The sequence below is a fragment of the Agrobacterium sp. rho-8.1 genome, from assembly GCF_033957725.1.
Lineage (GTDB): Bacteria > Pseudomonadota > Alphaproteobacteria > Rhizobiales > Rhizobiaceae > Agrobacterium.
The window spans coordinates 1,460,884-1,475,705 of sequence record NZ_CP192788.1; the positions used below are offsets into that span (position 1 = coordinate 1,460,884).

Genomic DNA, 14,822 nt, shown 5'->3' on the forward strand with positions numbered 1-14,822 from the left:
GACCAAGTTTCAAAGATCAAACAAAAGCAAGACTGAGGAAAACACCATGAACCCTATCCGCATCGCCAAGAACTGGATCAGCTATCGTCGTACAATGAATGAACTTGGCAGCCTTTCCAGCCAGGCTCTGAGCGACATCGGCCTGACACGTTACGACATTCGCAACGTTGCTTCCCGTTCGTTCCGCTAATCAGCGTAAAACGTCATCTGCCGACCGACCTCCCACGGAAGCAGATCGACCGAGCGACAGGTAAACAAAAACGGCGCTTATTGCGCCGTTTTTGATTCCAGGGCTTTAGCAAACGGTGCTTGTGTCCCTGCCCGGCTTAAAATGGCGACCTAAGCCTCGCCAGTGCTTCGATCTCCTCAGCTCAAAATCCATCCTTTAAAATCCAACCGATCCAAGACGCTTGACAAAACGAATCAAATAACGGAACATAAAGTGAACAAATGGAGTTGTAGCAATGACAACAACAGACAAAACCATTGAAAACGCTTTATCGCTTGTTGCCCAGTCGCGCAGCCTTCGCGAACGCGCGCTGGAGCGTCGGCGCGAGTTTCAGCGTCGCACTGAGGTGCTCACAGTGAAGCCCCTTTATATCTTGAAGAAAAACGGTGGGCGCCAATTGTCACTGCGCCTTGATAGCTAATTTTTTCGACAAGGTGCGTCTGGAAAATCGAAGGTCTTAACGCTTGTTATTACAAACTGTGGCGAGTGTTGTGGTCTTGCTTGTCTTCCGGCGCACATCGAAAGTGTGCAACCACCAGCAAAAAATCCCATGGGCTGTTTCGCGCACGGGATTTCCTGAAATGAGACTGTCCATGGGTTTCTTTATTGCATACGTGCTAAGGCTGACTGTGGTGACGCGGTCGCCGTTTCCGTCAGACCGGGAAGACGGTTCGTCTTTTTCAAAATGACAACTGGCTTCTGAGCAACATCCGTTGGCGGGGTGATGCTGGCTGTCTTGAATTCGCGATCCACAGGGATCGTGGAAGTGATGTTTTGGCGAACGATGCCGTCCGCAAATGCTGCCGGGGCAGAAAGGCCAATGAGGGCCGTAATGATGAGAGCTGTCTTCATGTCATTCTCCCTTCGTTGATCGATTGAACTTAAATTTCAAATGCCTGGTTAGGATTTTCGTACCAATAACCGCTTTTCAAACTAGCTTTTTGTCATTTCAAGTCTACTTTTAAGCGAGCGGCGGAATATCATCGCTACGTACGTGCCTCTGAGGGGGACGATCAAAGGCTTGTATTGCGAGGCCGATGTACAATTGGCAGCCTCTAAAGTACGACGGGTATCGGAACTGTTTTGCGACTTCATGTCACGTCTCCTTCGCGTGAATAAACGGAAGGACAGCAGTTTAGTTCCTCGCTCAAAGCGCAAAGGTTAATATTTTCTGACAAAAGTTGTTAACAACGCTGTCACGAGCTCGTTACCTGGTCAATGCGGCGACGCTTAGCTCTCGGACAGAAACGTCAAATATCGAAGATACCAGTTGCCACACGCACGGCGTGACCGCCGATCCGTGCCCGTGAAATCTCTTTTGCCTTCACATCCATCGTCAAGTGAATATGTGAAGGTCGACCCATTTCAACGCCTTGCTCAATCAGGATCGGGTAATGCCCATCCGCAAGATCATCGAAATGGTGAATTACGCCAGAGAATGCAGCAGCGGCAGAACCTGTTGCAGGATCTTCCGCAATGCCCATGCTGGGCGAAAACATCCGCGTGTGAAACTTCGCCGCGTGATTGATGCCCCCACGACAATAAAGATAGGCCGATGCCAAGCGCCCCTCGACAAGAGGCGCCAGTTTCAGCCACAAGGTCGGATCGAAATCAACCTCTTCCATTGCAGCAAGATTAAGCGCGGGTATCATGACAAAAGGCACCCCGGCGGTCCACAGCGAAGGCCCATGGTTTTCGAAACCGATCTGAGATTCCGCAAGGCTGATGGCATCCGCAAGCTGTGCGATATCCAACGGTAACGTCACACGGGAAGATTTTCTGGGGAGATCAAATTCAGCAAAGCTGGGTTCACCCCGGCGAACGCGGATGGCACAGCGTACTGGTCCGACCTTCTCTTGCAGCATAGCCACCATATCCGTATCGCCTTCCGGATGATTGTGTTCGGCAATGGCGATGGCGGCACCGACCGTCGGGTGACCGGCGAACGGCAATTCCTGAGCGGGTGTAAAAATCCGCAGAGACGCGGCATAGGCAGGGTTTGCTGATTGTTCGACAAAGACAGTTTCCGACAGATTCATTTCGCGGGCGATGGACTGCATGGTGATATCGTCCAAACCGTCGGCACTGAACATCACGGCCAGTGGGTTGCCCGCCAGTTTATCGCGCGTGAAAACATCGTAGATACTGTAACTTATCGCCACGCCCCACACCTTCCACAACCGTGTCCGTCTGCGCAAACTGCCCGACCTCACACGCATCCGCAACCCCGGTTGATGATGCACGGACAAGAAGCTGTGGACTTTGGTCATGACGAGAGGCACTTGAGTTGGCTGCCAACACACGGCAATTTTAAAGCGCTTGTCCTCCCACCGTGTCTTCATGTACCAAAGGCCGGTAACAGGGGTGACGGCATGTCGCGTTCAAGTCAGAAGTTGTGTTTCCTGGCGTCGACCACAGACAATGCGCAATCAGCGCGAGATGAACTCGTAGAGCACTATGGCAACGCCACCTACGATGAAGCTGATGTCATCGTTGCCCTTGGTGGCGATGGCTTCATGTTGCAGGTGCTGAACGAAACGATGAACTCCGGCAAGCGTATCTACGGCATGAACCGGGGCTCTATCGGCTTTCTCATGAACGACTACCGCTTGGAAGGTTTGCAAGATCGGATCGCGGTCGCGACCGGCAACGACTTTCATCCGCTGCGAATGACGACAATCGATGCCAGTGGTCACGAGTTTTCGGCGTTGGCGATGAACGAGGTCAGCCTGTTTCGTCAATCACACCAGGCCGCAAAGTTGAGGGTGGACGTCGATGGTAAAACGCGGCTGGAAGAACTGGTTTGCGATGGCATGATGGTCGCCACACCTGCCGGATCCACCGCTTATAACTTTTCTGCTCATGGTCCGATTCTGCCCTTGGAGTCACCACTGCTGGCGCTGACGCCAGTCAGTGCATTTCGCCCGCGGCGCTGGCGTGGAGCCCTCCTGCCAAACAAGGTAACCGTCGAAGTCCACGTGTTGGAGGGCGAAAAACGCCCCGTCAACGCGGTCGCCGACCACATTGAGGTCAAATCGGTGCAATCGGTTCGCATTGCCCAATCTCAGGATAGAACCGCGAAAATCCTGTCGGACCCGGATCGTTCGTGGTCCGACAGAGTGCTTGCAGAACAATTCACGAATTGATGAAAACCAAGATGATCAAAACATTTCTCACGACAACATTTCTCGCCGCAAGTCTCACCTGTGCGTCAGCGCAGACGGCCGATATCAGCGCCCTGCCCGCTTCTACCATCTTCGTGACCAGCAGCGGGATGTGGGAAAAAACAGCTCAACTCGATGTCAAACCGGGTGATGCGCCTGCTCAAACCAAGCCGGCTGAGGAGCCAACGCGCGGATATTACAAGGTCATCGCCATGCGCCAGGACGATGGTACGGCGAAAATTTATCTTCAGCAGATCGCTTACACGGCCAATGGTCCGAACCTTGTTGAAACCGTCGAACTCGAAGAATTCACGCAGATGAAAGTCTATGTGACCGATATCAGACCCGAAAGCTCCACCGGCGCATCTGACGTCCCCGGCCTGTTCGTTACTGTCCATCTCAAGACCGATCCTGCTCAGAAAGATGCGGATGCATGGACCGTGCTCATCGACGAACTCGGTGATATGAAGATCGAGAAAGCCTCCAATTAGAGCACGTCCTTGTTCAATGGAAGCGCTCTAGACGAACACGTCTTCTGGATCGTTCAGAACCGCACCAAAATGATGCTTCCATAGCCTTGCGCCCAGCGCGCCGGATCTGTCGAGGCTGGAGCCAATCGTGAGCCAAGGAAGAAGCGTCGGATGCAATCCGGCATCGAAGAAGCTGAACCCCGCCGCCAGAACGCAGGTATCGGCCTGAATTCCGCAAACCAGCACGCGATCCACGTCCAAAGACAGGAGATAGTCAACGGCTTCCAACGGTGGCGCGTAACCGTGCTTGATAAAGATGCGATCCGCGTCAACCAGAGAATCATCCGATACTCCGGGAGCCCAACCGAGCTGACGTTCGAAGGGTGTTATGCTTTCATTGTGCCGCTCGACGCTCGCCACACTTGGCAATTGCTGGGCGAGGTTCCTTATGTCTTGTACGAAGTCTGCAGGCGGATGGAAGCTTGGCTGCACGTCAACGATATAAAGAACCTGCTTCATGCTCACCCCCAATTAAAAAAGCCCCCCGCAAAGTTCATCGCGAGAGGCCGGAAACTTGGCTGCCAATCGATCAACCCATTCAGTCGATATCGGCGACATCGACATCCGCACCGCCGCTGATGCGATGGGCAAGGGCCGCCTCCATGAACTCGTTCAGTTCACCATCAAGAACGTTGCTCGGCGCGGTACTTTCGACGCCGGTGCGCAAATCCTTGACCAACTGGTATGGCTGCAACACGTAAGAGCGGATTTGATGACCCCAGCCGATGTCGGACTTCGAGGCTGCCTGAGCGTTCGCCGCCGCTTCACGCTTCATCAGTTCTGCTTCGTAGAGACGCGAGCGCAACATTTCCCACGCCTTGGCGCGGTTCTTGTGCTGGGAGCGCTCCTGCTGGCAGGCAACTGCGATTCCGCTTGGAATATGCGTGATGCGCACAGCGGAATCGGTCGTGTTGACGTGCTGTCCGCCGGCACCCGAAGAGCGATATGTATCGATGCGGCAGTCGCTCTCATTGATGTCGATCTGGATCGAATCATCGACCACCGGATAGACCCAGATGGAAGAAAACGATGTGTGACGGCGCGCATTGCTGTCATAGGGCGAGATACGAACGAGACGATGAACGCCCGATTCCGTCTTCATCCAACCAAAGGCATTGTGACCCTTGACCAGAATGGTCGCGGATTTGATACCCGCCTCTTCGCCATCGTGAATTTCGAGAATCTCGACCTTGAACCCTTGGCGTTCCGCCCAACGGGTGTACATGCGTAACAGCATGTTGGCCCAGTCCTGACTTTCTGTACCACCGGCGCCGGAATGCACTTCGACATAGGTATCGTTGCTATCAGCTTCGCCTGACAGCATCGCTTCCACCTGACGGCGGTTCGCTTCGCTCCTCAGCACCTTCAGCGCGTCTTCGGCTTCCTTGACGATGTCAGCATCGCCTTCAGCCTCCCCCATCTCGATCAACTCGATATTATCGTTAACCTGCTGCTCGAGCAGTTTCACACCATTTATGGATTCGTCCAACTGCTGGCGCTCGCGCATCAGCTTCTGCGCCTCGGTGGCGTCATTCCAGAGGTTGGGATCCTCTGCCTTGTTGTTCAACCAGTCCAGCCGTCTTATCGCCTGGTCCCAGTCAAAGATGCCTCCTCAGCAGGCTTATGGCCTGCTTGATTTCGTCGACGATGTTCACGATCTCATTGCGCATTTCGCAGATACTTCGCTTTCATGGAGATTGGCATTAAAACTGGGTGGCTGAATAAAGGCGAGGGGCGCGGATGTAAAGACCGCGCCCCTCGCCTTTCAACCAGTGGGATCAATAAAGGCCGCCGCCGCCGCCGGTGATGGCCTGCTGGGCCTGAGGTGAGGCACGCAGGATATCCTCCTGCGACATGGTGCCTTCCATACCGATGACGGAGAAGCTGCTGGCAGGACCCGTGCCTGGCTTGAAGGCCTCCATAATGGTGTCAGGTTCGCCTTCGTTGGCAGCCATGCCGGTCTTGCGGTTAACGGCCACGAACTGCATGCCGTTCGGAACAATGAACTTGCTCTGCGGCAAATGCTTGACGGCCTGCGCAATGAACTCACCGAAGATCGGCGCTGCCAGAGAGCCACCGGTGCCGCCACGGCCAAGCGGTGCCGGACTATCGAACCCAATATAGAGACCAGCAACAAGATCAGGCGTGTAACCCACGAACCAAGCGTCTTTTTCGTCGTTCGTCGTTCCGGTCTTGCCAGCAACCGGAAGATCGACCTTTATCTTTCCTGCGGCAGTCCCGCGCTGCACGACACCTTCGAGCATTGATGTCGTCTGATACGCGGTCATAGGATCCAGAACCTGCTCACGCTTGTCGACAATGGTCGGCTCTTCCTGATTCTGCCAGCTCGAGGCATTGCAGCCATCGCAGCCACGGTCTTCATGACGGAAAATCGTTTTGCCGTAACGGTCCTGAATGCGGTCGATCACGGTGGGATTGATCTGCTTGCCGCCATTCGCAATCACCGAATAGGCAGACACCATGCGCATGACCGTCGTTTCACCGGAACCGAGCGACATGGCGAGCAGAGGCGGCATCTTGTCGTAAATGCCGAAACGCTCCGCATATTCAGCCACAAGGTTCATACCCATGTCCTGAGCAAGACGCACAGTCATGAGGTTTCGAGACTTTTCAATGCCGAGACGCAGGGTGGACGGGCCGGCAGATTCACCGCCGTAGTTCTGAGGTCGCCAGACCTGACCACCCGACACTACCTCGATGGGCGCATCCATGACGACGGATGCAGGCGTGTAGCCGTTATCCAGAGCGGCTGCATAAATGAACGGCTTGAAGGACGATCCCGGCTGGCGCATGGCCTGCGTCGCTCTGTTGAACTCGGACTGTCCGTAGGAGAAACCGCCGACCATGGCCAACACTCGACCGGTATGCGGGTCCATCACCACCATGCCGCCCTGAACCTTCGGTGGCTGGCGCAGACGGTAGTCGTCCCCCTTGTCGGCCAAAGGCTCGACATAAACGACGTCACCGGTCTTCAACACGGTTGCGGGCGATTTGGCGGTCGCGCGCTGGCCCTTGGCATCGCGGTAGGCCCATTTCATATTTTCAGGCTTGATGCGGCCACGGCTGCGAAGGTCGGGATTTTCCGTATCGCCATCCGGGCGAAGCCCGATATCCACACCGTCAGCGGTGGCAGACAGGACGACGGCCATCTTCCATTCCGGCACGTCACGCAGAGGTCTGAGCTTCAACAGCGCTGCAACCCAGTCCCCCGATGCGTCGACCTGATCAACGGCACCGTGAAAACCACGGCGTTCGTCATAATCCAGCAGACCATCCTGAAGCGCCTTGCGGGCTTCCATCTGAATGTCCGGATCGAACGAGGTGCGAACGGAAAGGCCGCCTTCCAGGAGTGCCTTTTCGCCATATTTTTCAACGATCTGCCGGCGAGCTTCCTCAGAGAAATAATCGGATGCTGCAAGACGGGCTCCACCGGTGCGGATGTTGACGCCCAGTGGCTGTGTCTTGGCGTCTGCCGCATCGGCCTGCGTAATGTAACCATTTTCCGCCATGCGGTCGATGACCCAGTTGCGGCGCTCCAACGCTGCCTTTTCGCGGCGCAATGGGTGATAATTCGCTGGACCTTTGGGAAGGGCCGCCAGATACGCCGTTTCGGCAATTGTCAGCTCGGTGACGGATTTATTGAAATAGGTCAGTGCAGCGCTGGCGATACCATAGGAGTTGAGGCCGAAGAAAATCTCGTTGAGATACAGTTCGAGGATCTTGTCCTTGCTATAGGCTTGCTCGATGCGGAACGAAAGAACCGCTTCCTTGGCCTTGCGCTCCATTGTCTGTTCATTGGTCAGAAGAAAGTTTTTCGCCACCTGCTGGGTGATCGTGGAGCCACCCTGGGTCGGGCCACCTGTCAAAAAGGCGACGGCTGCACGCGCAAAGCCTGTCACGTCAATACCGGGATGCTGATAGAAGTTCTTGTCTTCGGCGGAAAGGAAAGCGGCCTTCACACGGTCAGGAACCGCCTGGATCGGCAAAAACAGGCGCCGTTGCTTCGCATATTCCGCCATCAATGCGCCGTTACCCGCATGAATGCGCGTCGTCACCGGCGGCTCGTAACTGCTCAGAACCGCGTAATCGGGAAGATCCTTCGTGATGGTCACCAAATAGATGGCAACACCACCAGCTGCCACAAGGAACAGCATGCTGGCCAAGCCGAAGAAATATCCAATAAGTCTGATCATATTAGGCTACCGATACTTCGAATCGTAACTGGCTGCGCTCACAGTTATAAGCGCATCTTTGCATATAGTGTGCCGTTTTGCACACCGCTTCATCAATGACAAGCGCCCGTAGCGGCATTTTCAGAGATGTTATCGCGAGCTGCCTTTCTTCGCAGATGAAAAGACCAGAACATCGCCATCGAATCCAGTGTTTGAGTAACGGCTTGAATGTGAGTAAAATAGGGCTCACGCCCAATTATCGGCGCTAGAGCCAACACGATCGAGATGTTTTAGCCCGGGGTCGCTCAGATGTCACAGTCTGGTCTGACGCTCTAAATCAGCCGCCATTGGCCAAGGCCTGTGCCCTATACCGCGTCACAGCTGTCGCTAGCGTTTCGGCAACCTTCGCACGCCATTGCTCGTCCAGCAAAAGCTTTTCGTCGTCCGGGTTGGATAGAAAGCCCAGCTCCAAAAGAACCGATGGCACGTCATGAGCGCGCAGGACCTGAAAACCCGCATAGCGGTGCGGATTGTTGATCAAGCCGACCTGCCCCTCGAAAGAGCGAACGATATTTTCGGCCAATGTGACTGAAAATGCCTGCGTTTCGCGGCGCGTGAGGTCGAGCAGAATATCCGCCACTTCCGGCTGCTCATGCTGGGCTGCGACACCGGCGATCTGGTCGGACAGATTTTCACGCTCTGCAAGGTCTTGCGCCATTCGGTCGGATGCCCGGTCGGAAATCGTATAGACGGTCGCGCCGCGAATACCTTTTTGCTTCAAGGTGTCTGCATGAACAGAGATGAAAAGGTTGGCATTCTGCTGCCGCGCAAGCGTTACGCGCTCCGACAGGGCCAGGAAGGTATCGTCATCCCGCGTCAGAAATGCCTTGATACCGGGGGTTTTGTTGAGACGCTCCATCAGCTGTTTAGCGAAGGTGAGCGTGATCACCTTTTCGTCAGTCCCACTGACACCACCTTTGGCACCGGCATCGATTCCGCCGTGGCCCGCATCCACGGCAATCACAAAATCGGAATGCCGGTCAGACTTCGGAGCGACATCGGGCGTGATCGATGCCGTCGTCGCAGGTGCAAGCGCTTGCCAGTTCTGATTCTTCAAAAGTTGGGTGAACTTCTGCTTCGTGGCAATTTCGCTATCAAGAACGAAACGAAAGACCTTGCCGCCGTCCTCCGCTTTCACTTCTGCAATCGCCACCTGCACTGGCTTTTTTGATGTCAGCACCAGACGTGCACTGCCCTCGCCCATACTTCCGAAACGAATCTCGCTGAAAAGACCCGTTGGCGCCAAGTCCTTTGTTGGAAACGAAAAGCCGACGGCTGGAAAATCCACCACGATCCGCGCTGGCGAATCCAGATAATGAATGTCGAAATCGGGCTCTTCGTTGAAATCCATCACGATACGGGTACGGGCCTCGTCACCGATGATGCGTGCGGCACTGACGATGAGGGCGGGGGGCTTCAATTGCGCACTGGATGGATTCGATAGGGAAACAAGACCCAGAGTTGCTAGGGCCAACAGCCTGCCGATTCGCTCAAGACAGACGCCAGTCCGTGAGGTAAATGCCCTTTTGATGCCGGTTTTGATGGTCGCCAAAGTAAATTCCGTATTTCAGTTATTTCGACAGAAATCGCCGCCGTTCAAACCAAATAGCCCCGTTTTCCTATCACAGAATGGACTGATTTGCGCTGGCGCGCAACAATCGCAGCCGTTGGTGAAGCAATTCTTAACTACGACATTCCACCAACGATATGGCATATTTAGCCACCCTATTGCTATTGTGACGGATAGACCATACAACGTGAATGAGGGTTAAAAGTGTTGACGGGATAGACGCCCGCCGGCTGCCAATCGACAAAGACGCTGGCGCTGTAAAATCGGGCAATCATCTGCCGTCGCTGCATTTTTATCCTGAAACTTGATTAATTCTGGTCGTGGCCAGAACAATACCCGGTGGCATGCCACCGCACGCTCGAGGAGAGCATTTTCATCGGATCCTTCGGGGTCTATTTATTAAAGTCGTTCTCGCTTGGCCAATGATGTCGTTGCAGCAGCTTTCATATGAACCGGATACGACGAGCAGGCTTTATGCTCTGCCATGTGTTCGGATGCTGCCAGTTTACAGACGCCGGGCAGGAAACTTCATTTCCGGCACACCCTCGACCTTAGATGAAAGGCCTGTCCCTGCGACGGGCCTGTTCTCGTATAAGACAGGGCTGCGCCGAGGAGCACAGCTTACATGGCAGACAAAATGCTTATCGACGCGTCCCATGAAGAGGAGACGCGCGTTGTTGTAGTCCGTGGAAATCGAATTGAAGAATTTGATTTCGAGTCGGAACACAAGAAACAGATCCGCGGCAATATCTATCTTGCCAAGGTAACGCGCGTGGAGCCTTCGCTTCAGGCTGCGTTTGTGGATTACGGCGGCAATCGTCACGGCTTTCTGGCTTTCGCAGAAATCCACCCGGATTATTACCAGATCCCGCTGGCCGATCGTCAGGCTCTGCTGAGAGCGGAAGCAGAGGATCATCGTCGCAATGACGACTTCGAATCAGCAAACGACGCACCGAACGAGCCGACCTCCACATCGTCGCTTGCAGTCGATCTTTCCCAGACCGATCAGCCAGATGTCGGTATCGTCGCAGCAACAGACGTCGCCGATGAAACGCATGAAGCCTCAGAGATCGCAGCAGAACCGGCTTTAAGCGAGACTGACGCCGTCGAGACCGTTGCAGTAGAGACACCCGCCGAGGACGAAAAGCCGAAAAAGCGCGTTCGTCGTCCACGCACAAAAAAGAAGACCGATGCAGACGACGTTTCCGCCGATGCAGCCCCTTCGGATGAAAGCTCCGAGGATGATGGCAGCAAGGGCGGTGAAATGGCTGCCATGGTGGACACAGATACGATCTCTGAAGAGGTTGAAGGTCTTGGCCGTCGCGACAATGACGACGATGATGACGATGACGATCATCACGAGAAAGAAGTCATCGAATCCGTTGGTGCCGAAGACGCAATGGAAGAAGTTCCAGACCGTGTATCGCGCAAGCCACGCAAGCAATATCGCATTCAGGAAGTCATCAAGCGCCGCCAGATTTTGCTGGTGCAGGTTGCCAAGGAAGAACGTGGCAACAAGGGTGCTGCGCTGACGACCTACCTGTCGCTTGCCGGTCGCTATTCGGTTCTGATGCCGAACACGGCGCGTGGCGGCGGTATTTCCCGCAAGATCACCCAGCCAACGGACCGTAAGCGCCTGAAGGAAATCGCGCGCGATCTGGAAGTGCCGCAGGGCATGGGCGTTATTCTGCGCACGGCCGGTGCAAACCGCACCCGCGTCGAAATCAAGCGCGACTTCGAGTATTTGATGCGTCTGTGGGAGAACGTTCGCACATTGACGCTCAATTCGACCGCGCCGTGCCTCGTGTATGAAGAAGGATCGCTGATCAAGCGTTCGATCCGCGATCTCTACAACAAGGACATCAGCGAAATCATCGTATCCGGTGAAGAAGGCTATCGTGAAGCGAAAGACTTCATGAAGATGCTGATGCCGAGTCACGCCAAGGTCGTTCAGCCTTATCGCGATATTCATCCGATCTTCGCGCGCTCCGGCATCGAGGCGCAGCTGGACCGTATGTTGCAGCCGCAGGTGACCTTGAAATCGGGCGGCTATCTCATCATCAACCAGACCGAAGCGCTGGTTGCCATCGATGTGAACTCCGGTCGTTCGACTCGCGAACACTCCATCGAAGAAACCGCTGTTCAGACAAACCTTGAAGCCGCCGAAGAAGTGGCCCGCCAGTTGCGTCTTCGCGACCTTGCAGGCCTCGTGGTCGTCGACTTCATCGACATGGAAGAAAAGCGCAACAACCGCTCCGTCGAAAAGAAGCTCAAGGATTGCCTGAAGAACGACCGCGCCCGCATTCAGGTCGGCCGCATCTCGCATTTCGGCCTTCTCGAAATGTCGCGTCAGCGTATTCGCGCATCTGTTTTGGAATCCACGACCCAGGTTTGCTCGCATTGCGGCGGCACGGGTCATGTGCGCTCCGAATCGTCCATCGCCCTACATGTTCTGCGCGGCGTTGAGGAATATTTGCTGCGCAACACCACGCACAACATCACCGTTCGCTGCACCCCGGATACGGCGCTTTACCTGCTCAACCACAAGCGCGCGACGATTGTCGATTACGAAGCCCGCTTCGGCGTTGCGATCATCATAGCAGCCGATGAGAGCGTCGGTGCACAGCACTTCGCAATCGATCGCGGTGAAGCAGTCGAAAACCCTGTCAAGATCGAAAGCCTCATACAGATGCTTCCGGACTTCGAGGAAGAGGAAGACGACATCATCATCGAAGCCGATGAAGATGAGGACGATGAAGAGGTCGTTGTAAAGGCTGAAAAGACCGATGCACGTCCAGCGCAGGCCGACACTGGCGAAGATGGCAAGCGCAAGCGCAAGCGTCGTCGTCGTCGTCGGGGCAAGAATGGCGGCCAGAACGGTGCCGATGCCAATGGTGATGCGGATGACGAAACATCGTCTGACGATCAGGATGATGATGCAGACGCGGATTCCGATGAGGAGGCTTCAGCCTCGACACCGGAAACAGGCGACAATGCAACATCTGACGATGGCAAGCGCAAGCGTCGCCGCCGTGGCAAACGCGGTGGACGCCGCAACCGCGACGAAAACGGCAACATCATCGACGAGGATGGCACAGAGTCAGAAACGTCTGAGGCTGTTGAAGATGGCGCTGCTGCTGCTGCGATCGAGGGCGTTGAAGAACCCGCCGTTGTCAAAGCAGTCGAGGCAGAAGCACCGACACCGACAGTAGAAGAAACGGAAAAGCCGAAGAAGCCACGCCGGACCCGCAAGGCAAAGGAAACGGCGCCGGAGGCATCTGTAGAACCTGCTGCGGCCGCAACGCCTGCCCCTGTCAAAGCCGTGGAAGTCGAAACCGTGGAACCGGTGATCGTTGACGTGACCGTTGCTGAAGCGGCCATCGAGGAAGTCGGCGAAGCATCAGCTGATCTGGGAACCCAAACGCCAGTGGAAACCGCAAAGCCCGTTCGCGCCAACCGCGGTGAAAACGTCTCGTCTTCCGAGCCCGTGGTCACATCCGCGTCTGGATCCTCCGATACCGCAGAAAGCGATCCCTCCAAGCCTCGCAAGGGCGGCTGGTGGCAGAGACGCGGCTTTTTCTAAGCAGGGCTCTCAGCACTGAAGAACACATCGAGGCTCCGCGTTGCGGGGCCTCTTTCATTTCAGTCTAAGCATGACCTTGACGAGCGCTCCAGAATACACTCTTTAAGGTTGCGCTATAACCGAAGCATTCACCTGTGCTAAATGGATTTGATGTGACCGATTCCCGCGATCCCGCGTTGACCGTGCGCCGAATTTTAAAGGTGAACCACGCTGGCGAGTTCGGTGCCATCAGGATTTACGGCGCGCAGATTTTCATCGCCCGCTGGTTGTTCCCGGATATCGTTTCGAAACTCGAAGAGATGCGCGACGATGAGATCGATCACTGCCGGTTGTTCCGTGACGCTATGCCTGCACGAGACGCAAGGCCCTGCCGGATCATGGCATTGTGGAGCTTGGGCGGTTTTGTTCTCGGTTTCCTGACGGCTTTGTGTGGACGCAACACCGTGTGGATCTGCACTGAAGCGGTGGAGAGTACCGTTCATCGGCACCTTGAGAAGCAACTGCGATATCTTCGAAAACGCGATCCCGACCTGCATTCACTGATCCTGTCTATCCAGGAGCGGGAATTGGCCCATTTGACAGAGGCCGAAAACAGTCAGAAACGCCGTGGTACGATGCGCAAAGTTATGCTGCCGATCATCGGCGGCCTAACCGATCTGATGATCTGGCTTTCCACGTGGGGCGATTCCAGCTGGATGCGCGCCGAAATGGCGCGCGATGCCGCGCCTGAGTAATGTGGGAAACGTCGGCAGCAAAAGGTTGAAACGAAAAGGCCGTTTCGCTTGGAAACGGCCCTGTCAAATATCACTGGCCTGAAGAGGCGGCTTACTCGTCGCGATAAACCTTTTCGCGGCGCTCGTGGCGCTCTTGCGCTTCGATTGAAAGCGTAGCGATGGGACGTGCATCCAATCTCTTGATACCGATCGGCTCGCCTGTTTCCTCACAATAGCCGTAGGTTCCATCATCGATGCGCTGAAGAGCAGCGTCTATTTTGGAAATCAGCTTTCTCTGGCGATCACGGGCGCGAAGTTCAATCGCCCGGTCTGTTTCAGACGATGCCCTGTCCGCCAAGTCGGGATGGTTGGCGCTCTCTTCTGCGAGATGACCCAAGGTCTCCCGCGCTTCTCTCAGGATGTCATTCCTCCAGCCAATCAGCTTGGACCTGAAATAGGCCTTCTGGTTGGCATTCATGAACTCATCGTTTTCAGAAAGCACATATCTGCTAAGATCGATCTTCTCACTCACGCGATTCTCCTCGAAGAACATCTCATATTGCGCGGGTATACTCCAATGCCGTATAGCCGTTCAAGTGCTCAGAACAGTTTTCAGGCATTTTTAAATCTGTCATAAAATTCAGCTAAACGGTTATTTTTTAAGCTTTATTCGTCGAACACGGATTATTTCTTCAATCACGTAATCGGAACTTGCCTATACCGGACGCCACTTGCGAGGCACGGATTTATTCATGTAAGGCTGCGACTGATGTTTAAAGC

Annotated in this window: 13 protein-coding genes; 6 read left to right on the forward strand and 7 right to left on the reverse strand. The window is 54.9% G+C overall.

Annotated elements, in window-relative coordinates; all coding sequences use genetic code 11:
• Positions 1 to 46 precede the first annotated feature (46 nt).
• Together RMR21_RS07380 and RMR21_RS07385 are read left to right on the forward strand one after the other, a co-directional pair.
• Complete coding sequence (locus tag RMR21_RS07380; protein WP_065698172.1) at positions 47 to 190, forward strand: DUF1127 domain-containing protein; 144 nt, start codon at positions 47 to 49, stop codon at positions 188 to 190.
• A gap of 274 nt (positions 191 to 464) precedes the next feature.
• Complete coding sequence (locus RMR21_RS07385) at positions 465 to 650, forward strand: hypothetical protein (protein ID WP_498670000.1); 186 nt, start codon at positions 465 to 467, stop codon at positions 648 to 650.
• Positions 651 to 832: 182 nt separating this feature from the next.
• Here the strand turns inward: RMR21_RS07385 and RMR21_RS07390 are convergent, their stop codons facing one another.
• Positions 833 to 1,081 (reverse strand): hypothetical protein, encoded by a 249-nt coding sequence (locus RMR21_RS07390; protein WP_498670001.1) that lies wholly within the window; start codon positions 1,079 to 1,081, stop codon positions 833 to 835.
• Positions 1,082 to 1,479: 398 nt separating this feature from the next.
• Entirely contained in the window at positions 1,480 to 2,391 is a 912-nt protein-coding gene (locus RMR21_RS07395; RefSeq protein WP_498670002.1) for a PhzF family phenazine biosynthesis protein, read from the reverse strand.
• Positions 2,392 to 2,601: 210 nt separating this feature from the next.
• Here RMR21_RS07395 and RMR21_RS07400 point away from each other — a divergent pair, with 210 nt between their 5' ends.
• Complete coding sequence (locus RMR21_RS07400; protein WP_498670003.1) at positions 2,602 to 3,375, forward strand: NAD kinase; 774 nt, start codon at positions 2,602 to 2,604, stop codon at positions 3,373 to 3,375.
• 11 nt (positions 3,376 to 3,386) lie between these two features.
• Complete coding sequence (locus RMR21_RS07405; RefSeq protein WP_498670004.1) at positions 3,387 to 3,884, forward strand: hypothetical protein; 498 nt, start codon at positions 3,387 to 3,389, stop codon at positions 3,882 to 3,884.
• 27 nt (positions 3,885 to 3,911) lie between these two features.
• Here RMR21_RS07405 and RMR21_RS07410 read toward each other — a convergent pair whose 3' ends face one another.
• The 4 genes from RMR21_RS07410 to RMR21_RS07425 all read right to left on the reverse strand — a co-directional run bounded on the left by RMR21_RS07410 (position 3,912) and on the right by RMR21_RS07425 (position 9,719).
• On the reverse strand, positions 3,912 to 4,382 hold the full coding sequence (locus tag RMR21_RS07410) for a cysteine hydrolase family protein (RefSeq protein ID WP_498670005.1): 471 nt from the start codon (positions 4,380 to 4,382) through the stop codon (positions 3,912 to 3,914).
• A 79-nt stretch (positions 4,383 to 4,461) separates the two neighbouring features.
• Positions 4,462 to 5,593, reverse strand: a protein-coding gene (gene prfB / locus RMR21_RS07415; RefSeq protein WP_498670006.1) for a peptide chain release factor 2 whose coding sequence is annotated in 2 segments (ribosomal slippage) — positions 4,462 to 5,523 and positions 5,525 to 5,593 — 1,131 coding nt in all. Because the reading frame shifts where the segments join, the coding sequence is not laid out codon by codon here.
• A gap of 108 nt (positions 5,594 to 5,701) precedes the next feature.
• Complete coding sequence (locus RMR21_RS07420) at positions 5,702 to 8,137, reverse strand: penicillin-binding protein 1A (RefSeq protein ID WP_498670007.1); 2,436 nt, start codon at positions 8,135 to 8,137, stop codon at positions 5,702 to 5,704.
• Between the two features lie 316 nt (positions 8,138 to 8,453).
• Positions 8,454 to 9,719 (reverse strand): N-acetylmuramoyl-L-alanine amidase, encoded by a 1,266-nt coding sequence (locus tag RMR21_RS07425; RefSeq protein ID WP_498670107.1) that lies wholly within the window; start codon positions 9,717 to 9,719, stop codon positions 8,454 to 8,456.
• A gap of 652 nt (positions 9,720 to 10,371) precedes the next feature.
• Between RMR21_RS07425 and RMR21_RS07430 the strand changes: the two genes are divergently transcribed.
• Positions 10,372 to 13,329 (forward strand): Rne/Rng family ribonuclease, encoded by a 2,958-nt coding sequence (locus RMR21_RS07430; protein WP_498670008.1) that lies wholly within the window; start codon positions 10,372 to 10,374, stop codon positions 13,327 to 13,329.
• A gap of 152 nt (positions 13,330 to 13,481) precedes the next feature.
• Positions 13,482 to 14,063 (forward strand): demethoxyubiquinone hydroxylase family protein, encoded by a 582-nt coding sequence (locus RMR21_RS07435; protein WP_498670009.1) that lies wholly within the window; start codon positions 13,482 to 13,484, stop codon positions 14,061 to 14,063.
• A 91-nt stretch (positions 14,064 to 14,154) separates the two neighbouring features.
• Here the strand turns inward: RMR21_RS07435 and dksA are convergent, their stop codons facing one another.
• On the reverse strand, positions 14,155 to 14,574 hold the full coding sequence (dksA, locus tag RMR21_RS07440) for an RNA polymerase-binding protein DksA (RefSeq protein WP_498670010.1): 420 nt from the start codon (positions 14,572 to 14,574) through the stop codon (positions 14,155 to 14,157).
• Between the last annotated feature and the right edge of the window lie 248 nt (positions 14,575 to 14,822).